Annotated in this window: 20 protein-coding genes and 2 pseudogenes; 15 read left to right on the forward strand and 7 right to left on the reverse strand. The window is 34.6% G+C overall.

All coding sequences use genetic code 11. From position 1 onward, the window contains the following. The first annotated feature begins 91 nt into the window (after positions 1 to 91). The 6 genes and pseudogenes from C9J37_RS17165 to thrS all read left to right on the forward strand — a co-directional run bounded on the left by C9J37_RS17165 (position 92) and on the right by thrS (position 5,017). The gene (locus C9J37_RS17165; RefSeq protein ID WP_107896323.1) at positions 92 to 490 is read left to right on the forward strand and encodes a MarR family winged helix-turn-helix transcriptional regulator; all 399 of its coding nucleotides are present in this window, start codon (positions 92 to 94) and stop codon (positions 488 to 490) included. After that, a complete protein-coding gene (locus tag C9J37_RS17170) occupies positions 490 to 837 on the forward strand; it encodes a DUF3147 family protein (RefSeq protein ID WP_107896356.1) in 348 nt (115 codons plus the stop codon). Before C9J37_RS17165 ends, C9J37_RS17170 begins: the two co-directional genes overlap by 1 nt. A 44-nt stretch (positions 838 to 881) precedes the next feature. Beyond that, positions 882 to 1,337 (forward strand): annotated as a pseudogene (locus tag C9J37_RS17175) (GNAT family N-acetyltransferase); the annotation flags it as partial. 102 nt (positions 1,338 to 1,439) lie between these two features. After that, positions 1,440 to 1,904 (forward strand): hypothetical protein, encoded by a 465-nt coding sequence (locus C9J37_RS17180; RefSeq protein WP_107896325.1) that lies wholly within the window; start codon positions 1,440 to 1,442, stop codon positions 1,902 to 1,904. Positions 1,905 to 2,089: 185 nt separating this feature from the next. Beyond that, positions 2,090 to 2,599, forward strand: coding sequence for a hypothetical protein (locus tag C9J37_RS17185; RefSeq protein WP_107896326.1), 510 nt, complete (start codon positions 2,090 to 2,092; stop codon positions 2,597 to 2,599). Positions 2,600 to 3,090: 491 nt separating this feature from the next. Then, positions 3,091 to 5,017: pseudogene (gene thrS, locus C9J37_RS17190) on the forward strand (threonine--tRNA ligase). A gap of 190 nt (positions 5,018 to 5,207) precedes the next feature. Here thrS and C9J37_RS17195 read toward each other — a convergent pair. From C9J37_RS17195 to C9J37_RS17205, 3 genes are all read right to left on the reverse strand, one after another. Further along, entirely contained in the window at positions 5,208 to 5,690 is a 483-nt protein-coding gene (locus C9J37_RS17195) for a hypothetical protein (RefSeq protein ID WP_235617156.1), read from the reverse strand. 220 nt (positions 5,691 to 5,910) lie between these two features. Beyond that, entirely contained in the window at positions 5,911 to 6,075 is a 165-nt protein-coding gene (locus tag C9J37_RS17200; protein ID WP_024364089.1) for an aspartyl-phosphate phosphatase Spo0E family protein, read from the reverse strand. Positions 6,076 to 6,612: 537 nt separating this feature from the next. Beyond that, positions 6,613 to 7,167, reverse strand: coding sequence for a GNAT family N-acetyltransferase (locus C9J37_RS17205; protein WP_107896327.1), 555 nt, complete (start codon positions 7,165 to 7,167; stop codon positions 6,613 to 6,615). A 275-nt stretch (positions 7,168 to 7,442) separates the two neighbouring features. Here C9J37_RS17205 and C9J37_RS17210 point away from each other — a divergent pair, with 275 nt between their 5' ends. From C9J37_RS17210 to ccsB, 3 genes are all read left to right on the forward strand, one after another. Beyond that, positions 7,443 to 7,925, forward strand: a complete 483-nt coding sequence (locus tag C9J37_RS17210; RefSeq protein ID WP_107896328.1) for a GNAT family N-acetyltransferase — start codon at positions 7,443 to 7,445, stop codon at positions 7,923 to 7,925. 11 nt (positions 7,926 to 7,936) lie between these two features. Continuing rightward, positions 7,937 to 8,359 carry a GNAT family N-acetyltransferase gene (locus C9J37_RS17215; RefSeq protein WP_107896329.1) on the forward strand — a complete coding sequence of 141 codons (423 nt, stop codon included), beginning with the start codon at positions 7,937 to 7,939 and terminating at the stop codon, positions 8,357 to 8,359. 206 nt (positions 8,360 to 8,565) lie between these two features. Beyond that, positions 8,566 to 9,735: a c-type cytochrome biogenesis protein CcsB gene (gene ccsB / locus C9J37_RS17220; protein ID WP_107896330.1), complete on the forward strand. Its 1,170-nt coding sequence runs from the start codon at positions 8,566 to 8,568 to the stop codon at positions 9,733 to 9,735. Between the two features lie 74 nt (positions 9,736 to 9,809). Here the strand turns inward: ccsB and C9J37_RS17225 are convergent, their stop codons facing one another. The 3 genes from C9J37_RS17225 to C9J37_RS17235 all read right to left on the reverse strand — a co-directional run bounded on the left by C9J37_RS17225 (position 9,810) and on the right by C9J37_RS17235 (position 13,215). Then, positions 9,810 to 10,010, reverse strand: a complete 201-nt coding sequence (locus C9J37_RS17225; protein ID WP_010859201.1) for a cold-shock protein — start codon at positions 10,008 to 10,010, stop codon at positions 9,810 to 9,812. A 386-nt stretch (positions 10,011 to 10,396) separates the two neighbouring features. Continuing rightward, complete coding sequence (locus C9J37_RS17230) at positions 10,397 to 11,023, reverse strand: response regulator transcription factor (RefSeq protein WP_107896331.1); 627 nt, start codon at positions 11,021 to 11,023, stop codon at positions 10,397 to 10,399. Next, on the reverse strand, positions 11,020 to 13,215 hold the full coding sequence (locus C9J37_RS17235) for a sensor histidine kinase (protein WP_107896332.1): 2,196 nt from the start codon (positions 13,213 to 13,215) through the stop codon (positions 11,020 to 11,022). The genes C9J37_RS17230 and C9J37_RS17235 overlap by 4 nt, the downstream gene beginning before the upstream one ends. A 213-nt stretch (positions 13,216 to 13,428) precedes the next feature. Here C9J37_RS17235 and C9J37_RS17240 point away from each other — a divergent pair, with 213 nt between their 5' ends. From C9J37_RS17240 to C9J37_RS17250, 3 genes are all read left to right on the forward strand, one after another. After that, positions 13,429 to 14,352, forward strand: a complete 924-nt coding sequence (locus C9J37_RS17240; protein WP_107896333.1) for a hypothetical protein — start codon at positions 13,429 to 13,431, stop codon at positions 14,350 to 14,352. A gap of 99 nt (positions 14,353 to 14,451) precedes the next feature. After that, on the forward strand, positions 14,452 to 15,465 hold the full coding sequence (locus C9J37_RS17245) for a thymidylate synthase (protein ID WP_201262184.1): 1,014 nt from the start codon (positions 14,452 to 14,454) through the stop codon (positions 15,463 to 15,465). A gap of 176 nt (positions 15,466 to 15,641) precedes the next feature. Next, positions 15,642 to 15,842 (forward strand): hypothetical protein, encoded by a 201-nt coding sequence (locus tag C9J37_RS17250; RefSeq protein ID WP_107896335.1) that lies wholly within the window; start codon positions 15,642 to 15,644, stop codon positions 15,840 to 15,842. 37 nt (positions 15,843 to 15,879) lie between these two features. On the opposite strand, the gene C9J37_RS17255 is transcribed toward C9J37_RS17250, so the two are convergent. Next, on the reverse strand, positions 15,880 to 16,419 hold the full coding sequence (locus C9J37_RS17255; protein WP_107896336.1) for a hypothetical protein: 540 nt from the start codon (positions 16,417 to 16,419) through the stop codon (positions 15,880 to 15,882). Between the two features lie 180 nt (positions 16,420 to 16,599). On the opposite strand from C9J37_RS17255, the gene C9J37_RS17260 reads away from it, so the two are divergent. The 3 genes from C9J37_RS17260 to C9J37_RS17270 all read left to right on the forward strand — a co-directional run bounded on the left by C9J37_RS17260 (position 16,600) and on the right by C9J37_RS17270 (position 18,031). Continuing rightward, positions 16,600 to 16,806 carry a hypothetical protein gene (locus C9J37_RS17260; protein ID WP_025219612.1) on the forward strand — a complete coding sequence of 69 codons (207 nt, stop codon included), beginning with the start codon at positions 16,600 to 16,602 and terminating at the stop codon, positions 16,804 to 16,806. A 110-nt stretch (positions 16,807 to 16,916) separates the two neighbouring features. Then, positions 16,917 to 17,327 carry an Rrf2 family transcriptional regulator gene (locus C9J37_RS17265; RefSeq protein ID WP_024364101.1) on the forward strand — a complete coding sequence of 137 codons (411 nt, stop codon included), beginning with the start codon at positions 16,917 to 16,919 and terminating at the stop codon, positions 17,325 to 17,327. Between the two features lie 74 nt (positions 17,328 to 17,401). Then, positions 17,402 to 18,031 (forward strand): NAD(P)-dependent oxidoreductase, encoded by a 630-nt coding sequence (locus C9J37_RS17270; RefSeq protein ID WP_107896337.1) that lies wholly within the window; start codon positions 17,402 to 17,404, stop codon positions 18,029 to 18,031. Positions 18,032 to 18,243 lie beyond the last annotated feature (212 nt).

Raw genomic sequence — 18,243 nt, forward strand, 5'->3', positions numbered from 1 at the left:
AAAAATTTTATCTCTTTACTAGAAATCTCTTTTAATATATCGTTGTATACGATATAATCGTGAGTGACGATATATTAAAGGAGTAAAAAGTATGATACAAGATATAAACTATTATTTTACAAATATTTTCTATCATCTCCATACAACACATGAAGATAATATTTCCCATCAAAGTGTGCGTATTTTACAGATGATTCAAAAGGAAGATGAAGTGACGGTTCGAGATATTGCAAAATTATTAAATATCTCGCAAAATACTGCTTCAGAGCATGTAAAAAAGCTAGAACGACATGGCTGGGTTGAGAAGATTCGACTAGCCAATGATCAACGTAAAGTGAAGCTTTTTCTTACAGCGGATGGATTACAGGTTGTAAAGAAAAATACGGAATTAGATGATAACAAACTAAAGCAGGCGCTACTTCTTTTATCAGAAAAAGAACAACAAAGTGTTTTAGAAGCATTTCAGCTATTAAGCGAGGTGTCGAAATGATTTATACAGTTGTAAAAATTATATGTTCTGCTGCGATTATTGCAGTTGTTACAGAAGTTGCTAGAAGATTTCCTACATATGGTGGTATGATAGCCGCACTGCCACTTGTCAGTATTTTAAGTATTATTTGGCTAACCGTTCAAAGTGAACCAAATGAGCATATACAGCGATTTACGGTTGGTGTGATAGTTGGACTTCCTGCAACAATGGTTATGCTATTTGTTATGTATTTGGCAATGAAATCGTCTATTCATATTGTCTTTGCTATAGGGCTAGGAGTAATGTCATGGGCAATATGTTTAGGTATTCAAAAAGCCATCGCTGGTGTATTTCATATTTCAATTTAAAGTAGGTAGATTATTATGCCAATCATTCATCGTTCACAAGTTTCAAAAAGGATGTTCAAGCGTTTTTTCAAACACATTGGGGAAGTACGGAAATGGTTATTTCCAGTGGTATCTATGATTGTAGTACATTAGAAGGTTTTATATTTGTAAATGACAATCAAACAATAGTAGGTCTAATAACCTGTGAAATTTGTGGAGCTGAATGTGAAATTATTTCACTTGATAGTATGGAAGAAGGGAAAGGAATCGGTTCATGCCTTGTAAAAGCCGTGGAAGAACAAGCACGTCAGCATCACTGTACTGTTGTTTCACTCATCACTACGAATGATAATTTACATGCACTAAAATTTTATCAAAAACGAGGCTATTCCCTCGTAGAAGTTCTACCAAATGCGGTAGAGAAAGCAAGAGCATTGAAACCGGAGATTCCTTTTATCGGCCATGACGGTATTCCCATTCGCGATGAAATACGGTTGCAAAAAACATCTGTCTCCATATAAGACAGATGTTTTTTATAGTTCACGCATGTATTAGTAAAAATTCTGTTCCGCTGCCTTATTTGTCGTTTATACTAATGGTGAAGGTTGAAAGTGAGGAATCTAATGAAAAAAATATTATTTACCCTATTTTTTAGTGTGTTAGTAGTGGGAGCGGCTTTTATCATCTATTTGAAAAGCAATCCACCACTTGTTGTCAATGGTTATACAAGCGCTGATGGTAATCCGTCTATTCGATTAATAGAAATTGAGAATAAAGGGCTAAGAGAGCTACAACTACAATCGATACTTGTCGATGAAAAGTTGCCAGACAATGCCAAGCTAGTCATCAGTAAATCAGAACCGTTTGAAGTTGGCACAAAAATTGATAACAATGCTAATATGACATTTCATAAACTAACACAAGTGCGTATTTTTCCTAGTCAATACATAGATCGTCAGGCAATTGGTAAACAACCGCAACATTACGCATTACAAGTACATGCGACAGCAATTCAAAAGATTACGATTCAATACAAATATTTAAACATACCATTTACATTAACGGCAGAGCTTCAATCAAATGCCTAACAAAGAAACGGTGACATATCGAAATCGTCATCTATCAATGGGTTCATCCAATTGTTTTTTTCTCAAATTTTGTCATATCTATTAGGCGCTTGTCTTTTCATAAGATTGTTTGATGAAAAAAACCTGTTATTCCTAAATTGTGGTAATCTAATCGTAATAGTTACTGGAATGATAGGAGGGGTCTAATGGGTTTAGTCATTGTTGGCATCATGGCTGTTATTAGTATTTTAGTGTCCATCTTCATAATTGTTCGGAAACAGTCCAAAGGTGATATAAGGCTACAAGTTGAAGCAATCTGTGAAGGGAAAAATGAATTAGATCAAGCAATAATGAGAATCTACTTTACATTTTCGATTGGCAAACTAGCTAGCAGAAGTAAAGAAATTATTGGCAGTATTGATTGGTCAGAAGGCTGGATGCCTGTTAGCTACAATTTGAAAGAACATGGGAGCTATCAAGAAGAACGTATCCCTACTTTGACAGAAGATAAGTACACTACTTTTGAAATAGATGCGACAAATGCGATAGATGACCAAGGGAGCGGTGAGGGTTACGTCGTTTTAGTGTTAGAAAAACCGACACAGACCATGCTATCAAGAGCAGGTGTGATGTTAGTCGTAACAGCTAACTTAGTATCCTATCAATTATCAGATTCTATCAGTTGGCATAATGAAGTAATAGTGAACCATATTTAAATTAGAAAAGCTATTCGTAAGGATTAAAACTTATGAGTAGCTTTTTTGTTTAACAAAATGCGTAAAGACAAGACGATAAAAATTTTTTCAAAAAAATGTATGCGTTTTACATGTTGGTACGCCCATATTTTAGGGATTTCGAGAATGGAAAGAATTTTTTTCAATTATTGACAACTTTTGAGATGTCCGATATAGTGAATACCAATTTCATGAAACCATGAAAACAGCTATGATAAGGACGAGAGTTTTGATGAACGATTTACAGAGAGGGGAGCCTAGGCTGAAAACTTCCTAATGCAGCGTCAATTCTTACTACCTTTGAGCAGTGCTAGGAAACTTGCACCGTTATTTGCAACGTTACTGCAAAGACAATGAGCCGCTAGTGCATCTAGTGGGAATTTGGGTGGAACCACGGGTAAATTACACATACTCGTCCCTATTTTTGGGACGGATATGTGTTTTTTTAATTTTTCAGTAAAGGAGAAAAGATCATGTCAAATCAAGTTATCAGCATTCAGTTTCCAGATGGAAAGCAACAAGTATTTACAAAAGGTGTTACACTAACCGACATTGCACAGGCGATTAGTCCAGCGCTGCGCAAAAAAGCAATTGTAGGAAGTGTCAACGGAACCATCACTGATTTGACGCGCCCTATTTTGGCAGATGCCCAAATCAAACTATTTGATGCTAGCACACACGAAGGAATTGAGGTTATTCGTCATTCCACAGCTCATTTATTAGCACAAGCGATTAAACGCTTATATCCAGAAACACAATTTGGCGTAGGACCAGTAATCGAAAACGGTTTTTATTATGATATTGAATTATCACATTCTCTTGTGCCAAAAGATTTACAAAAAATAGAAAAAATGATGAATCGTATTGTGCAAGAAAACATTCAAATACAACGAAAAGAACTAACACGTGAAGAGGCAATCCGGTTGTTTCAACATGATAAACTGAAATTAGCATTACTAACTGATATTCCAGAAGATGACTTAATAACGCTTTATGAGCAAGGTGATTTTTATGATTTATGTCGTGGCCCGCATGTATCCTCAACAGGTAAATTACAGCACTTTCAATTAATGCATGTATCAGGGGCATACTGGCGCGGCGATAGCCAAAACCAAATGCTTCAGCGGATTTATGGTGTTGCATTTGCTACAAAAGAAGAATTAAATGATTATTTTATCTTTTTACAAGAAGCAGATAAACGTAATCATCGTACATTAGGAAAAGAACTCGAATTATTTATGTTTTCAGAAGAAGCTCCAGGTATGCCATTTTACCTAGCTAATGGCCAAATACTTCGAAATGAATTAGAATCTTTTTTACGAAATTTACAAACAAAATATGATTATCAAGAGGTTCGTACACCATTTATGCTGAACCAGCGTTTATGGGAACAATCAGGACATTGGGACCACTATAAAGACAATATGTACTTTACACAAGTAGATGCCCAAAGCTTTGCATTGAAACCTATGAACTGTCCAGGACATATGCTGATATTTAAAAATGCAAGACACTCATACAGAGATTTACCGATTCGTATGGCGGAATTTGGACAAGTGCATCGACATGAGTTTAGCGGAGCATTAAATGGACTGCTACGAGTTCGAACTTTTTGCCAAGATGATGCCCATATTTTTGCCACACCACAGCAAATAGAAGATGAAATCAATTTAGCGTTGCGAATCATCGATCATATGTATCAAGTATTTGGCTTCCAATACGAAATTGAATTGTCGACGCGTCCTGCTGATTTTATGGGGCATATTCAGCTTTGGGATGAAGCGGAATCGGCATTGGAAAATGTCCTGAAAAATGCGGGTTATTCTTATAAAATAAATGAAGGAGACGGAGCGTTTTACGGCCTAAAATTGACATTCATATAAAATAAAGGATGCTATTAAACGAAGTCATCAATGTGCAACGATTCAACTGGATTTCCAACTGCCTGAGAAATTCGATTTAACATATTTAAACGAACAAAACGAAAAAGTAAGACCTGTCGTAATTCATCGTGCTGTTTTCGGTTCGATTGACCGCTTTTTAGGTATTTTAATTGAACATTTTGGTGGAGTCTTTCCGACATGGTTAGCACCACAACAAGTTATGGTGATAGGAGTGGCTAAGATTCACCAAGAATATGTTCAGCAAGTAGTACAAGCACTAGAAAAAGAACATATACGGGTGAGTGAAGATAACCGACAAGAAAAGTTAGGGAAAAAAATCAGAGAAGCTCAATTGAAAAAAATACCGTATATTCTCGTATTGGGCGATCATGAATGCAACAATCAAAGTGTAACAGTGCGGAACTATGGTCAACAAGTGTTGAATGAAAAACCGTTACAGCAATTTATTGAAGAAATTAAGCTCGAAATTAGCGAAAAAGCGTTGCCCAATAATTAAATGCAATAAAATAGAAGCCTGATGAGATAGTTCAATCAGGCTTTTATTATTTTTCATAAAATGATTTAGTATGCACATGTATTAAAGTAAGAATTTTCGTATAGATAGATACAAAAGTATAATCGTTACTTCTAGATATGTTTTTTCATGCATATTATATAGTGTAGATAGAAGATTAATTCATTTATTATTATTGAGTAGTGGTAGATTTTATTATTGGTGAGTAGGTACTATCCCCTATAAGTAAATTTTTTGTTTCTGCATCAATCACTGCATATTTATAAAATTCTTCTTGTGCATGTTGGCGATAGGAAGCCAAGAAATACACTTGTCTGTTTGGATGAATCATTGTGTGATTAGAGAGATCCATTTCTTGACTGACAGTATTTGTTTTCGTATTAAAAAATTTACGAGTTTCTGGCACGTCTTTAAATAATATTTTTTCACGCATGCTGAATGTTGCACCATGATACTCTTCATAGAGTGATTTATCTAATTGCTTATAAAATTCGTCTTCTACAAGAAAAGTTTGAAAGTGATTACTAGGGTATTTTAGCGTAGTGTTTGTTGTTGTGATTGGTTCACAAATAGTAACTGTCGACTCTTTTGGTATAGGCTGTGAGTGTGAAAATAGATTAGAAAAAACGACCATGGTTAAAAGAAGTACTTGCACAATTTGGCCTCCTATAATTAAGCGTTATAGGTAGATTTCCCAATTTCTTGTTATATATACGTTTCATGACAATAACATACAGAATTCAGGGAAAAGGCGACATAGCTTTTTAACTAGTGAAGAAATTGAATGAAAAACCAGCCAAGAAAATATTCTTTTTGACTGGTTTTATCCAAAATGCGCGTTTTTTATAAAATGTATTGATAACGCCCCCTCCTTATTAGGAAGCTTGTTTAAAATATCTGTTTAGCAACACATCTAGCTCTTGGCTATAATCAACTACAGCGGGGTGTGTAAATCCTAAATCTTTTGCCTTTTTATACATAATTCTCCTTTTAATCTCGATTTCAAACTTCAAGAATTGTTTAAACAATAAATTTACCAACTTTTTCTCCTCCTAATTTTTTCTACATATTCTTGATTTAAAATTCTCATGGCTTCGATTCAGCTTTTTCATTGTATATCAGTTAAAACAAAAAAATTGTCACATTGTGTATAGGAAATGAAATTCGTAATTTAGTCACATATAAGTCTATATATGGATCATAATAATAAAGGATAGACTATATTCATTTCTCCATATTTTCAGCTTTTAAGTTACATAATTAGCGAGTATAACGACTTTTTCTTTAAGAAATCGTTAAGAACTTAACGCGTACGATGCATGTCTTTTTTACTAGATGAATTATTCTTCCTACCTAGAAAAGAAATTGCTAATAGTTACATTCATTCATATATTGTCGCAATTTATCAAATCCTATTATTTGCTGTTTAATTATTAGGGATTTTTCTTTTTTAAAATATTGAACTGAACAGTTTATAAACAAATGTTCATAATGTGATGGTCTTGGGAATCGAAATGCTCAAAATACGATAAATAGCAAATGAGTAACGCACACATTCATTGAATGTGTGCGCTTTTTTAGCTACTTGGGGGCCATTCTTCACGTAATAGGCCAAATAAGAGAATATCGTGAAATTTGCCAAAGCGGAAAATTTCATTCCGTAGTATCCCTTCTTTTGTAAAGCCACATTTTTCATAAGAGCGAATGGCTCCTACATTAAAGCTGAACACTTGTAGTTTAATTTTGTTGATTGCAATGTAATCGAATATGAAGGTGATAAGTGTTTGCATTGCATCTGTTCCTAATCCTTTCCCTTGCCATTTTTCACTTAATGATATGCCTACTAAGCAAGTGCTGTTTGTCCAATTGATAGAAAATACACCACATGATCCAATAAGCTGTTGCGTCGTCTTTTCAAAAATGCCGAAGAAAAATTCTTCTTTTTTTTCACTAATACTTCGAAAGAATGAAGAATGGTCTTCAACTGTATGTGGGAATGGTATCTCGTCATTAGCAAGTAATAAAGTAGGCTTTTCATTCTCTATTTTTATATACTCTTCTAAATCAGAGGATGCCATTTGTTTTAATATAATTGATTGTCCATTTAGAAAATCTTTAAAATATTGTTCCATATAAAATCTCCCTTATCTAAGGGTGCAGTTTGTGTACTATCCCTTTGAAAATTAGTTTTTTTCAAACAACGTATCTACTGCATTGATTACAATCATATTCACAGCTCCTTTAATTTGAATAGTATAATAATAGCATAGTTTGGAATTTTAAGTAATTACATGAAAAAATAAAATGCAATCGAGCCCTGTCAAATGATGGTTGGGCTCTGCTCGTGATTTCTAAAATATGTTAGAATTTAATGATAAATAATGTACTAGTTGGAAGAAGGGGGATAATGCGGTTAAAGTTTTATGATCCATCAGATTATTATTCATTAATTGAACAATATATGTTATCACAGGAGCAACTTCTCTATACACTGTCACCAATGGCGAGTCTTAAACTCTCTGAAACAGATGTCAATCGGCATGCCATTTTAGCGAAGAAAGGTGAGAAGCTTGTCACTTTTTTTGTTCTTCACGAAAATGAAGGAGTAAAACCTTATTCTGAAAATAACCAAGCAATTTTAATTCGTGGATTTTCAACAGATATGCATGAACAAGGAAAAGGGTATGCCAAAGAAGCATTACAATTATTGCCTACATTTGTACGACTCCATTTTCCGACAATTAATGAATTAGTGTTAGGTGTTAATTTTTCGAATACAGCAGCTCAGGCGCTATATAAAAAATGTGGCTTTGTGGATGAAGGCATATGTGCAGTTGGCATCAAAGGCGAGTTGAAAGTGATGAGCTATTATTTACAAAGTGATCATTGAAATGAGGGAGAATGCGGATGCACATAATAGAAGCAAGTATGGAACACTTCACTCATCTCTGTGCATTGGATAAGGAAGTAATAGGCGACTATTCAAGAAGTGATCGCATTAAGCATGCAATATTAGAAAGACGATGCATGATATACAAGATACAAAGTTGTATTGCAGGATTTTTAATTTTTACAACGGATTTCTTTGATTGTAGTTTTATTTCACTAGTTATAGTCAAACCGTCTGAACGTAGAAGAGGTGTTGCTACAGCACTATTAGCAGATTTTATTGAAAGAGCACCCACTGCCAAAATTTTCTCTTCCACGAATCGTTCCAATACAAAGATGCAAAACGTATTTAACGCTGCAGGATTTAAAAGAAGTGGCTATATAGAAAACTTAGATGAAGGTGATCCAGAAATTATTTACTTTACATTAAAATAGAAATCTTCGTATTATCAGTTCTTTACGAGCGTTAGGCGGGGTACTAGCAAAATTCGCTCCCTTTATCTCTGTCATAATTTTGTAACATTAGCTATTAATTAGTAAGGATGCGCTTAAAAAATGGGCACTTAATGTTTGACGTGACGTTCTATTATGGAGAGGCAATTTACAGCTTCTACAAAAAAAGGATGTTGGAGGTCATTGTGTTGAGTACTGAAAATTTAATAAGCTTAAGTGGGTATTCGTTATTTTTTGCTTTTATCTTGCTGTTAATTGCGATTTTACCGTTAGGATTAGCAGTAAAATCTGCAGGGCGTTCGTTTAGGAGACTAGGTCTTATACTTACATATTCTGCTTTCATCTTGCAATTAGTGTATTTTATTTTAAGATGGATTGCAGTCGAGCATGCACCTGTTAGTAATATGTATGAGTTTATGATGTTTTTTGGCATTATGCTAACAGCTAGCTTCCTCATTATTCATTACTTATATAAACAAATTGTCGTAGGGTTATTTGTAATTCCAGTAGTCCTAATTATTTTGGGCTATGGAAGTGTTTTTACAAATGAGGTGAGACCTCTTGTACCTTCGTTACAAAGTAACTGGTTAACAATTCATGTTATGACAGTAGCGTTTTCAAGTGCTATTTTATCGATATCATTTGCAACAGGTATTATCTATTTACTGAAATCTTTGGATGTTCATAAAAGGACGATTAGTACTGTTGCGTTAGAGTTCGTTATGTACTGTTTGATTGTGGTAATTGGATTTAGTGCTACAGCGACGGTATTTAGTGTAACGACGGAAGAAGTACACATTCAATTTGAAAATGCGCAAGGTGTGAAGGAAAAGGCAGTCTATACGATGACACCACTTATTGTTAATAAAGGTGCGGTCTCAGAAAGTGGAGAGACAATCGGCTGGTTGAAGATTACGCCATCAATTGATGCCAAAAAGTTAAATTCCATCGTATGGGCATTTATTGTAGGGACCATCTTGTATGGTGCCATCCGACTGTTCTTTAGAAAGCCACTCATCGTGCTATTAAAACCATTAACAAGACGTGTACAACCCGCTTTAATGGATGAAATTTCATATCGGGCGGTAGTGATTGGCTTCCCATTGTTTGCCTTAGGCGGTTTATTATTTGCTATGATTTGGGCACAAATTGCATGGGGAAGATATTGGGGGTGGGACCCAAAAGAAGTCTGGGCGCTCATTACTTTTTTATTTTATGCGGCTTTTCTGCATCTTCGTCTGTCAAAGGGATGGGAAGGAGAGAAAACAGCATGGCTATCTATTGTAGGTTTTGGCATCATTGTCTTTAATCAAGTTTTCGTTAATTTAGTCATTGCTGGTCTGCATTCTTACGCATAAAAAATAAGGAAATGAAAAGAGACATCCGTAAAGGATGTCTCTTGGACTTTGAACTGTTAATTCTTGAACGAGAATTAAAGTTTTACAACGTTTGTAGCTTGAGGGCCACGGTTACCTTCTTCAACGCCGAATTCTACTTTTTGTCCTTCTTCAAGTGTTTTGAAACCTTCAGATTGGATAGCAGAGAAGTGTACGAATACATCGTTTCCACCTTCTACTTCGATGAAGCCAAAACCTTTTTCTGCGTTAAACCATTTTACTGTACCTTGAGTCATTTAAAAAACCTCCAAAAATAAATTCAACAATCATATTCCTTCAATCAGTATAAAATAATACCATAATCAGAAGCTCGCTAGAACACGTTACTATTGAATACGTGGTTTCATTGTTTACGATGAAGCAATTTAATTATTACTTTCATTATATAACAGATTCATACATTTATCCAGCAAATGCCGTTTTTTAGTAAGAAAAAATTACATAATATCGTTTTTAACTATAATGATAATAAAAAATGCTAAAAAACAAAGGTATAAAGTGCTTGATATACTAAAAAAACACTAAAAATCGTTTTATATTACCGTTTATTTGACTTTTGATATAACTTTATAAATGACATGTAGAAGTTATTGGAAAAATCTGAGTGACTGTCACCAATCAATTAGTCGATCCATGCTTTTTCTTTGGCAACAATCACAGCTTCAGCACGTGATTCCACATGTAATCTGACAAAAAGTTTTGATAAATAATTTTCCACTGTACGCTGGGTAACGCCAATTGCAGAGGCGATGGCTTTATTGGTACATCCTTGAGCGACCAGCTGCAAAATTTCCTGTTCTTTATGACTTAGTAATACTTCCTGCTTAGCATTGGAACGATTCGAGTGCTGTTGGACAAAGTCTAAAAAATCTACTGATAATAAAATTTCCCCCCGCAAAGTGGCTTGGATTGTTTGAATTACCTGTTCTTTTGTAGCGAGCTTCGATAAAAGTCCATCTACTTTTTTTTCTACAAGAAGCTCGTAATAATCGGATAATTCGTAGCCTGTATAAAGAATAATTAGCGCTTCAGGCTGTTGTTTCTTAATCATTTCAGCCAGTTGAATGCCGTTTAACGGTTTCATATTAATATCAATTAAATAGAGCTGAAAGGGGTGTGATTCCATTCTAGCCAGTACATTGGCGCTTTCTTGTTCTGTTTCAATATGGACATTTTCTAGATCTTGTAATAATGTTTTTGTTCCGTCTAAAACGACTGGGTGATCATCTATTATCAATATTTCAATCATTTGTATGGTTCCTCACATTCCTCTTGAATTTGAATATAAATATGCATGCCATCATTTGGTTTGGAGGTAATGGTCATATCTCCGTTAAAGGCTCGAACACGTTCTCGAATGCCGTTAATGCCCATAGAAGCGGAGGATTGCATTAAATCTTCAATATTACAGCCGATACCATTATCATCGTATTGGAGAACAAAACCGTGGTTTATAGCAAGTAGTTTAAGTGAAACTTTAGATGCATCGGCATGTTTAATAGCATTATTTAGCAGTTCTTGAACTAGGCGATAGACAACTAAATGTAAAGTTGGATCTTGGAACTGAACCCGATCAATTTGTGTATTTAATAGAAAGTTTGCACGTATTTTCACTTTTTGTACCAGTTTTTTTAATGCCATTTCTAAACCGAAAGTATCAAGTAAAGGAGGGCTCAGATTTTCGCAATACTCCCGTAAATCTTTCGAGGCATTTAACAGTTGTTCCCGAATATCTAATACTTTTTTTTCCTCAATAATAGGAGAGCTAGCGATAACATCTAATTCTCTCGCTAAATGTAATTGCTCCTGTAAAATAGTGTCATGTAATTCCTGTGCTAAAATACTCTTTTCTTTCTCAATAATATTCCATAATAATTTATCAAGCCAAGGAAGTTGGGTGTTATGGGTGTCTTTCATATGCTGAATATCTCGTACTAAATCTTCAATTAGTTTTAAACTATCGATAAACATAGAGACGTATAAAGCTAGTAACTCCAACCATAGAAGTTCTTCTTTATGCAAAGTGTGTCTAATTCGTAAAAGAATCTTTTCATCTACTGTATCATGGATCAAAAGTTGTGTCAGTTGGCTCTCTACTTGAATTTCACCGCGAGAAAATGGGACATCTTCCACGATTGTTTCAAGCGTAAATGCAGTTGTCCCGAGTTTTTCAGTAATTTCATATTTGAGACTTGTAAGTAATTCCTGTTGGCTTTTAGCTTTACTAATACGTTTAACTGCTGCATATAAATTATGGACATAATCACCAGATGATGAAAATATAATTTTTCGATGTTTAAAGTCAAGTTGCTCCTTTACATAAAAGCTTGCAATAAAACCAATAAAAATAATGATAAAGAAAACAATCATCATTTCAATTGAAAGATGGTCCAAAAACAGTATAGCTAATAAAGACGACAAAATGAATGAACTGAAAAAAGCGAGTGATGAATAATAGCGAAAACGAGATAATTGGTATTCAATATCAAATAAGCGTTCGTTCACTTGAATAAAAATAAAGGAAAAAGGTATAAACAAAATAAATAAAACACTAATTTCAGGTCGTATTATCGCGTTATACCCTAAAATTTCGGGTACAACAAACAACAATAGAAATGGCAAAAATGGGACGATACAAGAAATAGCGATTAAGCGTATTTTAGCTAATCGGGTTTGTAAATAGCTCGTTAATAATATATAGATTGCATAAAGTACCAGTACTGCAAATAGACTGACCGTTACAATAGGGGTAATAACACTAAATTGTGGAATTAGCATTTCAATGAAAAAACAACATAGAATAACAAATGGAAGAAAATAGAGCCACTTTACATCTATATACTTCCATTTTATGTGTAAAAAACGGTAATATTGTTGTAAAAAATGAATGATAAGTACTAAGCATAAAACTAAACAGATACCGTTTATAATCATACCAATGATATTTCCTCTACTTGAAGCCCCTACACTTGTATAAGCTAAAGAGCAGGTTAATAAAAATAGCATTAGTAATTTCGTAATTAAAGTATGGTTATTTCGCTGCCATAAATAGATGGCAACGCTTAAACAAAGGATGAAATAAAACATTGGAAAAACAATTTGTAAATATAACTCTTCAGGTAAATCCCGATGTTTAATTTGGACTGTTTGAACAGTACCATCTGGTTTTAAAAGTGTTAGCTCTTTAGCGGTTGTAATATAATTATCTGCTTGGGAAGAGCCAAAACCTTTAGCGGGCTTTTGATCGATTGACAGGATAATATCACCTTGTTCAATCTTTTTTTGTTGAGCCCATTCTGAGTAATAAGGATGAATAATAACAGGTAGTGTACTAGACGTATCGACTAAAATACTAATATACGGACCACGAATGGCAACACCAAGTACATAAATGCCAAGAAGTAGATATGTTAAAAAAATACTAAAAGTTAATTTGCTCATAAAAGACGCTCTTTAATTTTCATAATCATAGTATAGCGCTCCGTTTCATCATGAAGTATCTACTATATTATCCATAATTTTTAATTTTTTTGGAATACCGAAATAAAGTGTTTCGGAAAACCACTAACATTTTTTCGGAATAACGAAATAGTGTTTTCGGTATAAGTTGTGATAATGTGAATCTAGCTTAAGTGACGGAAAGGGGGAGCATGTGTGAAATGGAGTGTGCTGTCACTAATCCTAATTTTCCTAGTCGCCATGTTGGCGTACCCAAAAACGACATTTGCTCAAACTTTAAATAAAGATGCAATAGAAGTAGATATTTGTATCATTGGAAGTGATAATCATTTTGTCTATAAAATCCCGAAACAGTTACATAATGATACACCTTATTATGAAATGAAAAATGATATCGAAGCTTCCTTAGCTAGCCATTGGAAAGTGCAAGGTGGTCATGTTGAAACGAATCATTCGAATGTAGCGTATACATTTTTTATCGAGGATTTATTTCAAGAAAAACAAGATGGTCATTTGAAGATATCTATTCCATATCGCACTTTAGTAGGGATGTTTCGTGAAGATGAAGCGATTCAATTACGTATTATGGCGAGTAAATTAATGAATTGGCAAGTAAACGCAAAAGAGTGGGCAACACTTGGATTTGTTCAGCCACTGACTTTTTTGAGTGAAAGTGAATATGTCTACAATGGGGCTGTTAACGAATTGTTGCAACAACGAGTTGCCCATTTTGATGGGGCAATCGCTAAGCGTCAAATGTTGTTACGCAGTGTTATGTATTTTAGCTTTATTATTGTTCAAATTTTTGCATGCTTGATTTTATCGAGAAGTTTAAAAAAACGAATCATCCAACACCCTGAAGAAATGCATCAATTTAGAAAACTAAATTATATGTACCAAATCATTCCTTTATTTATTGTTATTGTGCAAATTATATATTTAGTGATGTCTGGACTGCTAACAGCATTTGGCCTTTACTTTAGTCCTGGCATTGATTTGTTGTTTATTATTGGGCCAATTCTTTTTACAATTATACTGTTGCCGATGTTTTTTGTTCCGACAGAAAATGAAATTGCAAAAGAATTACAACATAATAAAATGGGTTCACACTTAGAATAGTATCGCTGTTTGTAATTGATACAATAAAATGCGATGTAGCTGTTGGAAAGTAGTTTGTTTTTGTAATTCGACGTTCACACCTCAATATTAGATGGTATAATGGTCAACAGCATATTTGAAGGAGCTGGTGACAAATTGACGCATCCAGAGACTGCGTATTTAAATTTACTGCAACATATTTTAGAAAATGGGATTAAAAAAGAGGACCGTACGGGGACAGGTACGTATAGCATCTTTGGCCATCAAATGCGTTTTGACTTAAGTCAAGGCTTTCCGCTTTTAACGACTAAACGCGTACCATTCAAACTTGTGGCTAGCGAGCTTCTTTGGTTTATTAAAGGAGATACAAATATTCGCTACTTACTAAAACATAATAACCATATATGGGATGAGTGGGCTTTTAAAAAATGGATTGAATCCGATGAATATAATGGACCTGATATGACGGATTTCGGTCGTCGATGCTTAACGGACGAAGCGTTTAATATTGTTTACCAAGCTGAGCTCGCATCATTTTGCGACCGTATTTTAACGGATGATGATTTTGCAAAAAAGTACGGCGATCTTGGGAATGTCTATGGCAAGCAATGGCGCAATTGGACAACGTCAAACGGGGAAAGTCTTGATCAATTACAAGATGTTATTCATCAAATTAAGCATAATCCAGATTCGCGCCGTATTATTGTCAATGCATGGAACCCTGAAGATGTTATTAATGCAGGTGCTAAAGGGAGTAAAGCGGCTTTACCGCCTTGCCATGTCATGTTTCAATTTTATGTGGCAGAGGGCAAATTAAGCTGCCAATTAATGCAACGTAGTCTAGATACATTGCTTGGCTGTCCATTCAATATTGCCTCTTATGCATTATTAACACATTTAATTGCCCATGAATGTGGGCTTGAAGTCGGCGAATTTATTCATAGTATTGGCGATGCACATATATATGCAAATCATGTGGAGCAGGTGAAAGAACAGCTTTCTCGTGAGCCGCGGGAACTACCAACCTTGAAAATAAATCCAAATAAAACGTCGATTTTTGACATAGAACTTGAGGATCTATCCATCGAGGGCTATAACCCACATCCAGCAATTAAAGCACCGATTGCCGTTTAGTCAAATGTAAGCAGCAGCCATTTTGGTTGCTGCTTTTTTTGTTGACATGGATTAGGTCCAAATAATCTATTTTGATAAATAGGCAAGTTGGTGGATGTTTCGATAGGTGCCTTCTATTATAGTATTTATGGTATTATAAGGTATATTTTCTAATAAAAGCTTTAGGGGTGGCTGGGTTGAGAGAAAGAATAGTGCTACAAACGACAACAAAAGCAAAGTTTCTTCGATTACGTGAAAATATACAAGGGGAGTCCTCGTCCCCAAAAGATCAGCAGCCTCAACAGGATAGTCCAGCTATTACCACTACATTAACACAAGAACAATTAGTAAAAATGATGCAAATTATTGAGGAAATCCGTGTGAATGGTACTAAATAAAAATGTAAGCGCCTTCGATAAATGAAGACAACGCTAATTACCTTAACTCTTGTCCGGTTTTATCATAAAAAGTAAACAATGCAGGAAACGTATTTTCTGCATTAGGAGGTAGTTTAAATGTTTTCATAAATGGTGCAGAAGTATCAACTTCGACTTCTTTTTCAAAATTCATCCAGTTTGTTGTCAATTTGATTTTGGCAACATTGCTGTCTAATTCGTGTACATATAGTGTGCCATAGTTGCCTTTATTGGTTTTATATTGTCGATAGGTTACTGAGGGAGCTGTTGCTAAATAAATAAATTTAAGTTTGCCATTCCACCCTTTATTAAAGCGTGCATGACCATACTGACTATCGTTTATTTTCAACTGGACTAACCACATATTTGTTTCTTCTATTCGTTCAAAATGCATGATTTGTATGCTACTGTCGATAAATTCTTCTAAAAATTCTTTCACTGTTGTTTCGGATGATTTTAGATGATAGTCGTTATAATAAGAATTTCCGTAAATGAAAAGTCCTAATAATAGTAATGGTGAAAATGAGCATATTACAATTAATATTAATTTGATTTTCATGCAAAAAATCCTCCTGTCAATAAAAGTTTTCACATTTAATCTTTATTCAATTATATCGATTTTTACTTTTACTCGTCTATCGATTATATTTTGATGATGATTTCTAACTTGTGTAGTAAGAAATCATCACTATAAATCCAAGCACCTTCTAAGCTATAATAGCGAAGGAGGTGTTTTTAGATGAACGTAATTTTTATAGAAACAATGACAGGGACAGAGCTTTTACAGATGGTATCACATGATGTGGCTGGCATACTAGCTGCAGCTCAAGGAGAAAGTGTAACGTTCCCCGTTGGTCATTATAAATATGAATTTCACAATCTAGATTTCTATGAAGAAAATGGTCAAATCCAACAAGAGCTCGTTATTTATATGACAAAAATTTAAATTCGATAGCGGGTGTATTTTTGTGAATAATGAACAGGTTAAGATATGAGCAAATGACTTGTGATTATCTTAACCTGTAACTATAATAGTTACAACAGGTGGTGATTCGTATGGTCAATAGTCGATTTTCAGTCGCTATCCATATACTTTCGCTCATTGCTACAACATCTGATAAAAGTCAGCTTACATCTGATTATATTGCAGGTAGTGTCAATACGAATCCCGTAGTCGTACGACGAATGATTGGGAAATTGAAAAAAGCAGGCTTGTTAACATCTCAGTCGGGTATCGCTGGTTATGGCCTTGTTATTGAACCAAAGGATTTGTCATTGTTAAGCATTTACCGAGCGATTGACGGTCCAGAGCAACTATTTGCAATACATGATGAACCGAATCCTGCATGTGCTGTCGGCCGACAAATACAGCATACGTTGGAAACGGTTTATCTAGATGTTTGGCATGCAATGGAAAAACAGTTACAAGCACAAACGTTACAAGATGTGCTAGATCAACTTCGTTAAACGTAACGAGGTCGGTCTTACTGTATTCAACCTGTAACTAAAACAGTTACAACTAATTGTAGGAGGAATTTATAATGAAAATAGGCGTTATTGGAGCAACAGGAAAAGCAGGGCAAAAAATAGTGGAGGAAGCATTACAACGTGGTCATAACGTTACAGCCATTGTTCGTTCAGCTTCTAAAGTAAAAGAGGATATTCAAGTGATGGAGAAGGATGTATTGGATTTAACACAAGAAGATGTAAAGGGTTTTGATGTTGTTGTGAATGCGTTTGGTGCACCACTTGGACAAGAAACATTACATGTTGCTGTAGGTCGTCATTTAATCGCTACCTTTAACGGCATTGCCACAAAACTATTCGTAGTGGGGGGAGCAGGCAGCCTATTTGTAGACCCAGAAAAAACGATTCGTGTTATGGAGACGCCTGATTTTCCGGAAATGTTTTTGGCAACTGCAAAAAATCAAGGTGAAAACTTGCAAGACTTACAAGCATCTAATATTTCGTGGACATTTTTAAGTCCTTCTGCTCTATTTGATCCAGAGGGGCCACGTTCAGGTAGCTATACAACAGGAATAGATCATTTGTTAGTGAATGCTTCAGGTGAAAGTTATGTCAGCTATAGTGATTATGCGATTGCTGTGTTAGATGAAATAGAAAATCCGCAACATAGTAATAAACGTTTTACTGTTTCTTCAATGAAATAATCATGGTACCGAGCGTGCGAATTGCGCTCGGTTTTTATGTTTTATCAGATAACTAATATAAAGTTTGGTTAAATTAATAAATCCTTTTTCTGTTCCATCAAATATTTACTTTTGTTAATATATAATTTTATACCTTCCTTTCTTCACTAGACAATGACATTTATCTTTTGGTACACTGTCAATTGGAATGAGCTTCCAAGAATAGACATTTT

Source organism: Lysinibacillus mangiferihumi (assembly GCF_003049665.1).
Classification (GTDB): Bacteria; Bacillota; Bacilli; order Bacillales_A; family Planococcaceae; genus Lysinibacillus; species Lysinibacillus mangiferihumi.

What these genes read in the sequence shown, in the direction of transcription:
- C9J37_RS17215 (WP_107896329.1), top strand. Translation starts at nt 7,937, where the DNA reads ATGCGGATGCACATAATAGAAGCAAGTATGGAACACTTCACTCATCTC.
- C9J37_RS17230 (WP_107896331.1), bottom strand. Translation starts at nt 11,023, where the DNA reads ATGATTGAAATATTGATAATAGATGATCACCCAGTCGTTTTAGACGGA.
- C9J37_RS17265 (WP_024364101.1), top strand. Translation starts at nt 16,917, where the DNA reads ATGGTCAATAGTCGATTTTCAGTCGCTATCCATATACTTTCGCTCATT.
- C9J37_RS17245 (WP_201262184.1), top strand. Translation starts at nt 14,452, where the DNA reads ATGGTCAACAGCATATTTGAAGGAGCTGGTGACAAATTGACGCATCCA.
- C9J37_RS17180 (WP_107896325.1), top strand. Translation starts at nt 1,440, where the DNA reads ATGAAAAAAATATTATTTACCCTATTTTTTAGTGTGTTAGTAGTGGGA.
- C9J37_RS17185 (WP_107896326.1), top strand. Translation starts at nt 2,090, where the DNA reads ATGGGTTTAGTCATTGTTGGCATCATGGCTGTTATTAGTATTTTAGTG.
- C9J37_RS17225 (WP_010859201.1), bottom strand. Translation starts at nt 10,010, where the DNA reads ATGACTCAAGGTACAGTAAAATGGTTTAACGCAGAAAAAGGTTTTGGC.
- C9J37_RS17165 (WP_107896323.1), top strand. Translation starts at nt 92, where the DNA reads ATGATACAAGATATAAACTATTATTTTACAAATATTTTCTATCATCTC.
- C9J37_RS17270 (WP_107896337.1), top strand. Translation starts at nt 17,402, where the DNA reads ATGAAAATAGGCGTTATTGGAGCAACAGGAAAAGCAGGGCAAAAAATA.
- C9J37_RS17255 (WP_107896336.1), bottom strand. Translation starts at nt 16,419, where the DNA reads ATGAAAATCAAATTAATATTAATTGTAATATGCTCATTTTCACCATTA.
- C9J37_RS17210 (WP_107896328.1), top strand. Translation starts at nt 7,443, where the DNA reads ATGCGGTTAAAGTTTTATGATCCATCAGATTATTATTCATTAATTGAA.
- C9J37_RS17235 (WP_107896332.1), bottom strand. Translation starts at nt 13,215, where the DNA reads ATGAGCAAATTAACTTTTAGTATTTTTTTAACATATCTACTTCTTGGC.
- C9J37_RS17205 (WP_107896327.1), bottom strand. Translation starts at nt 7,167, where the DNA reads ATGGAACAATATTTTAAAGATTTTCTAAATGGACAATCAATTATATTA.
- C9J37_RS17260 (WP_025219612.1), top strand. Translation starts at nt 16,600, where the DNA reads ATGAACGTAATTTTTATAGAAACAATGACAGGGACAGAGCTTTTACAG.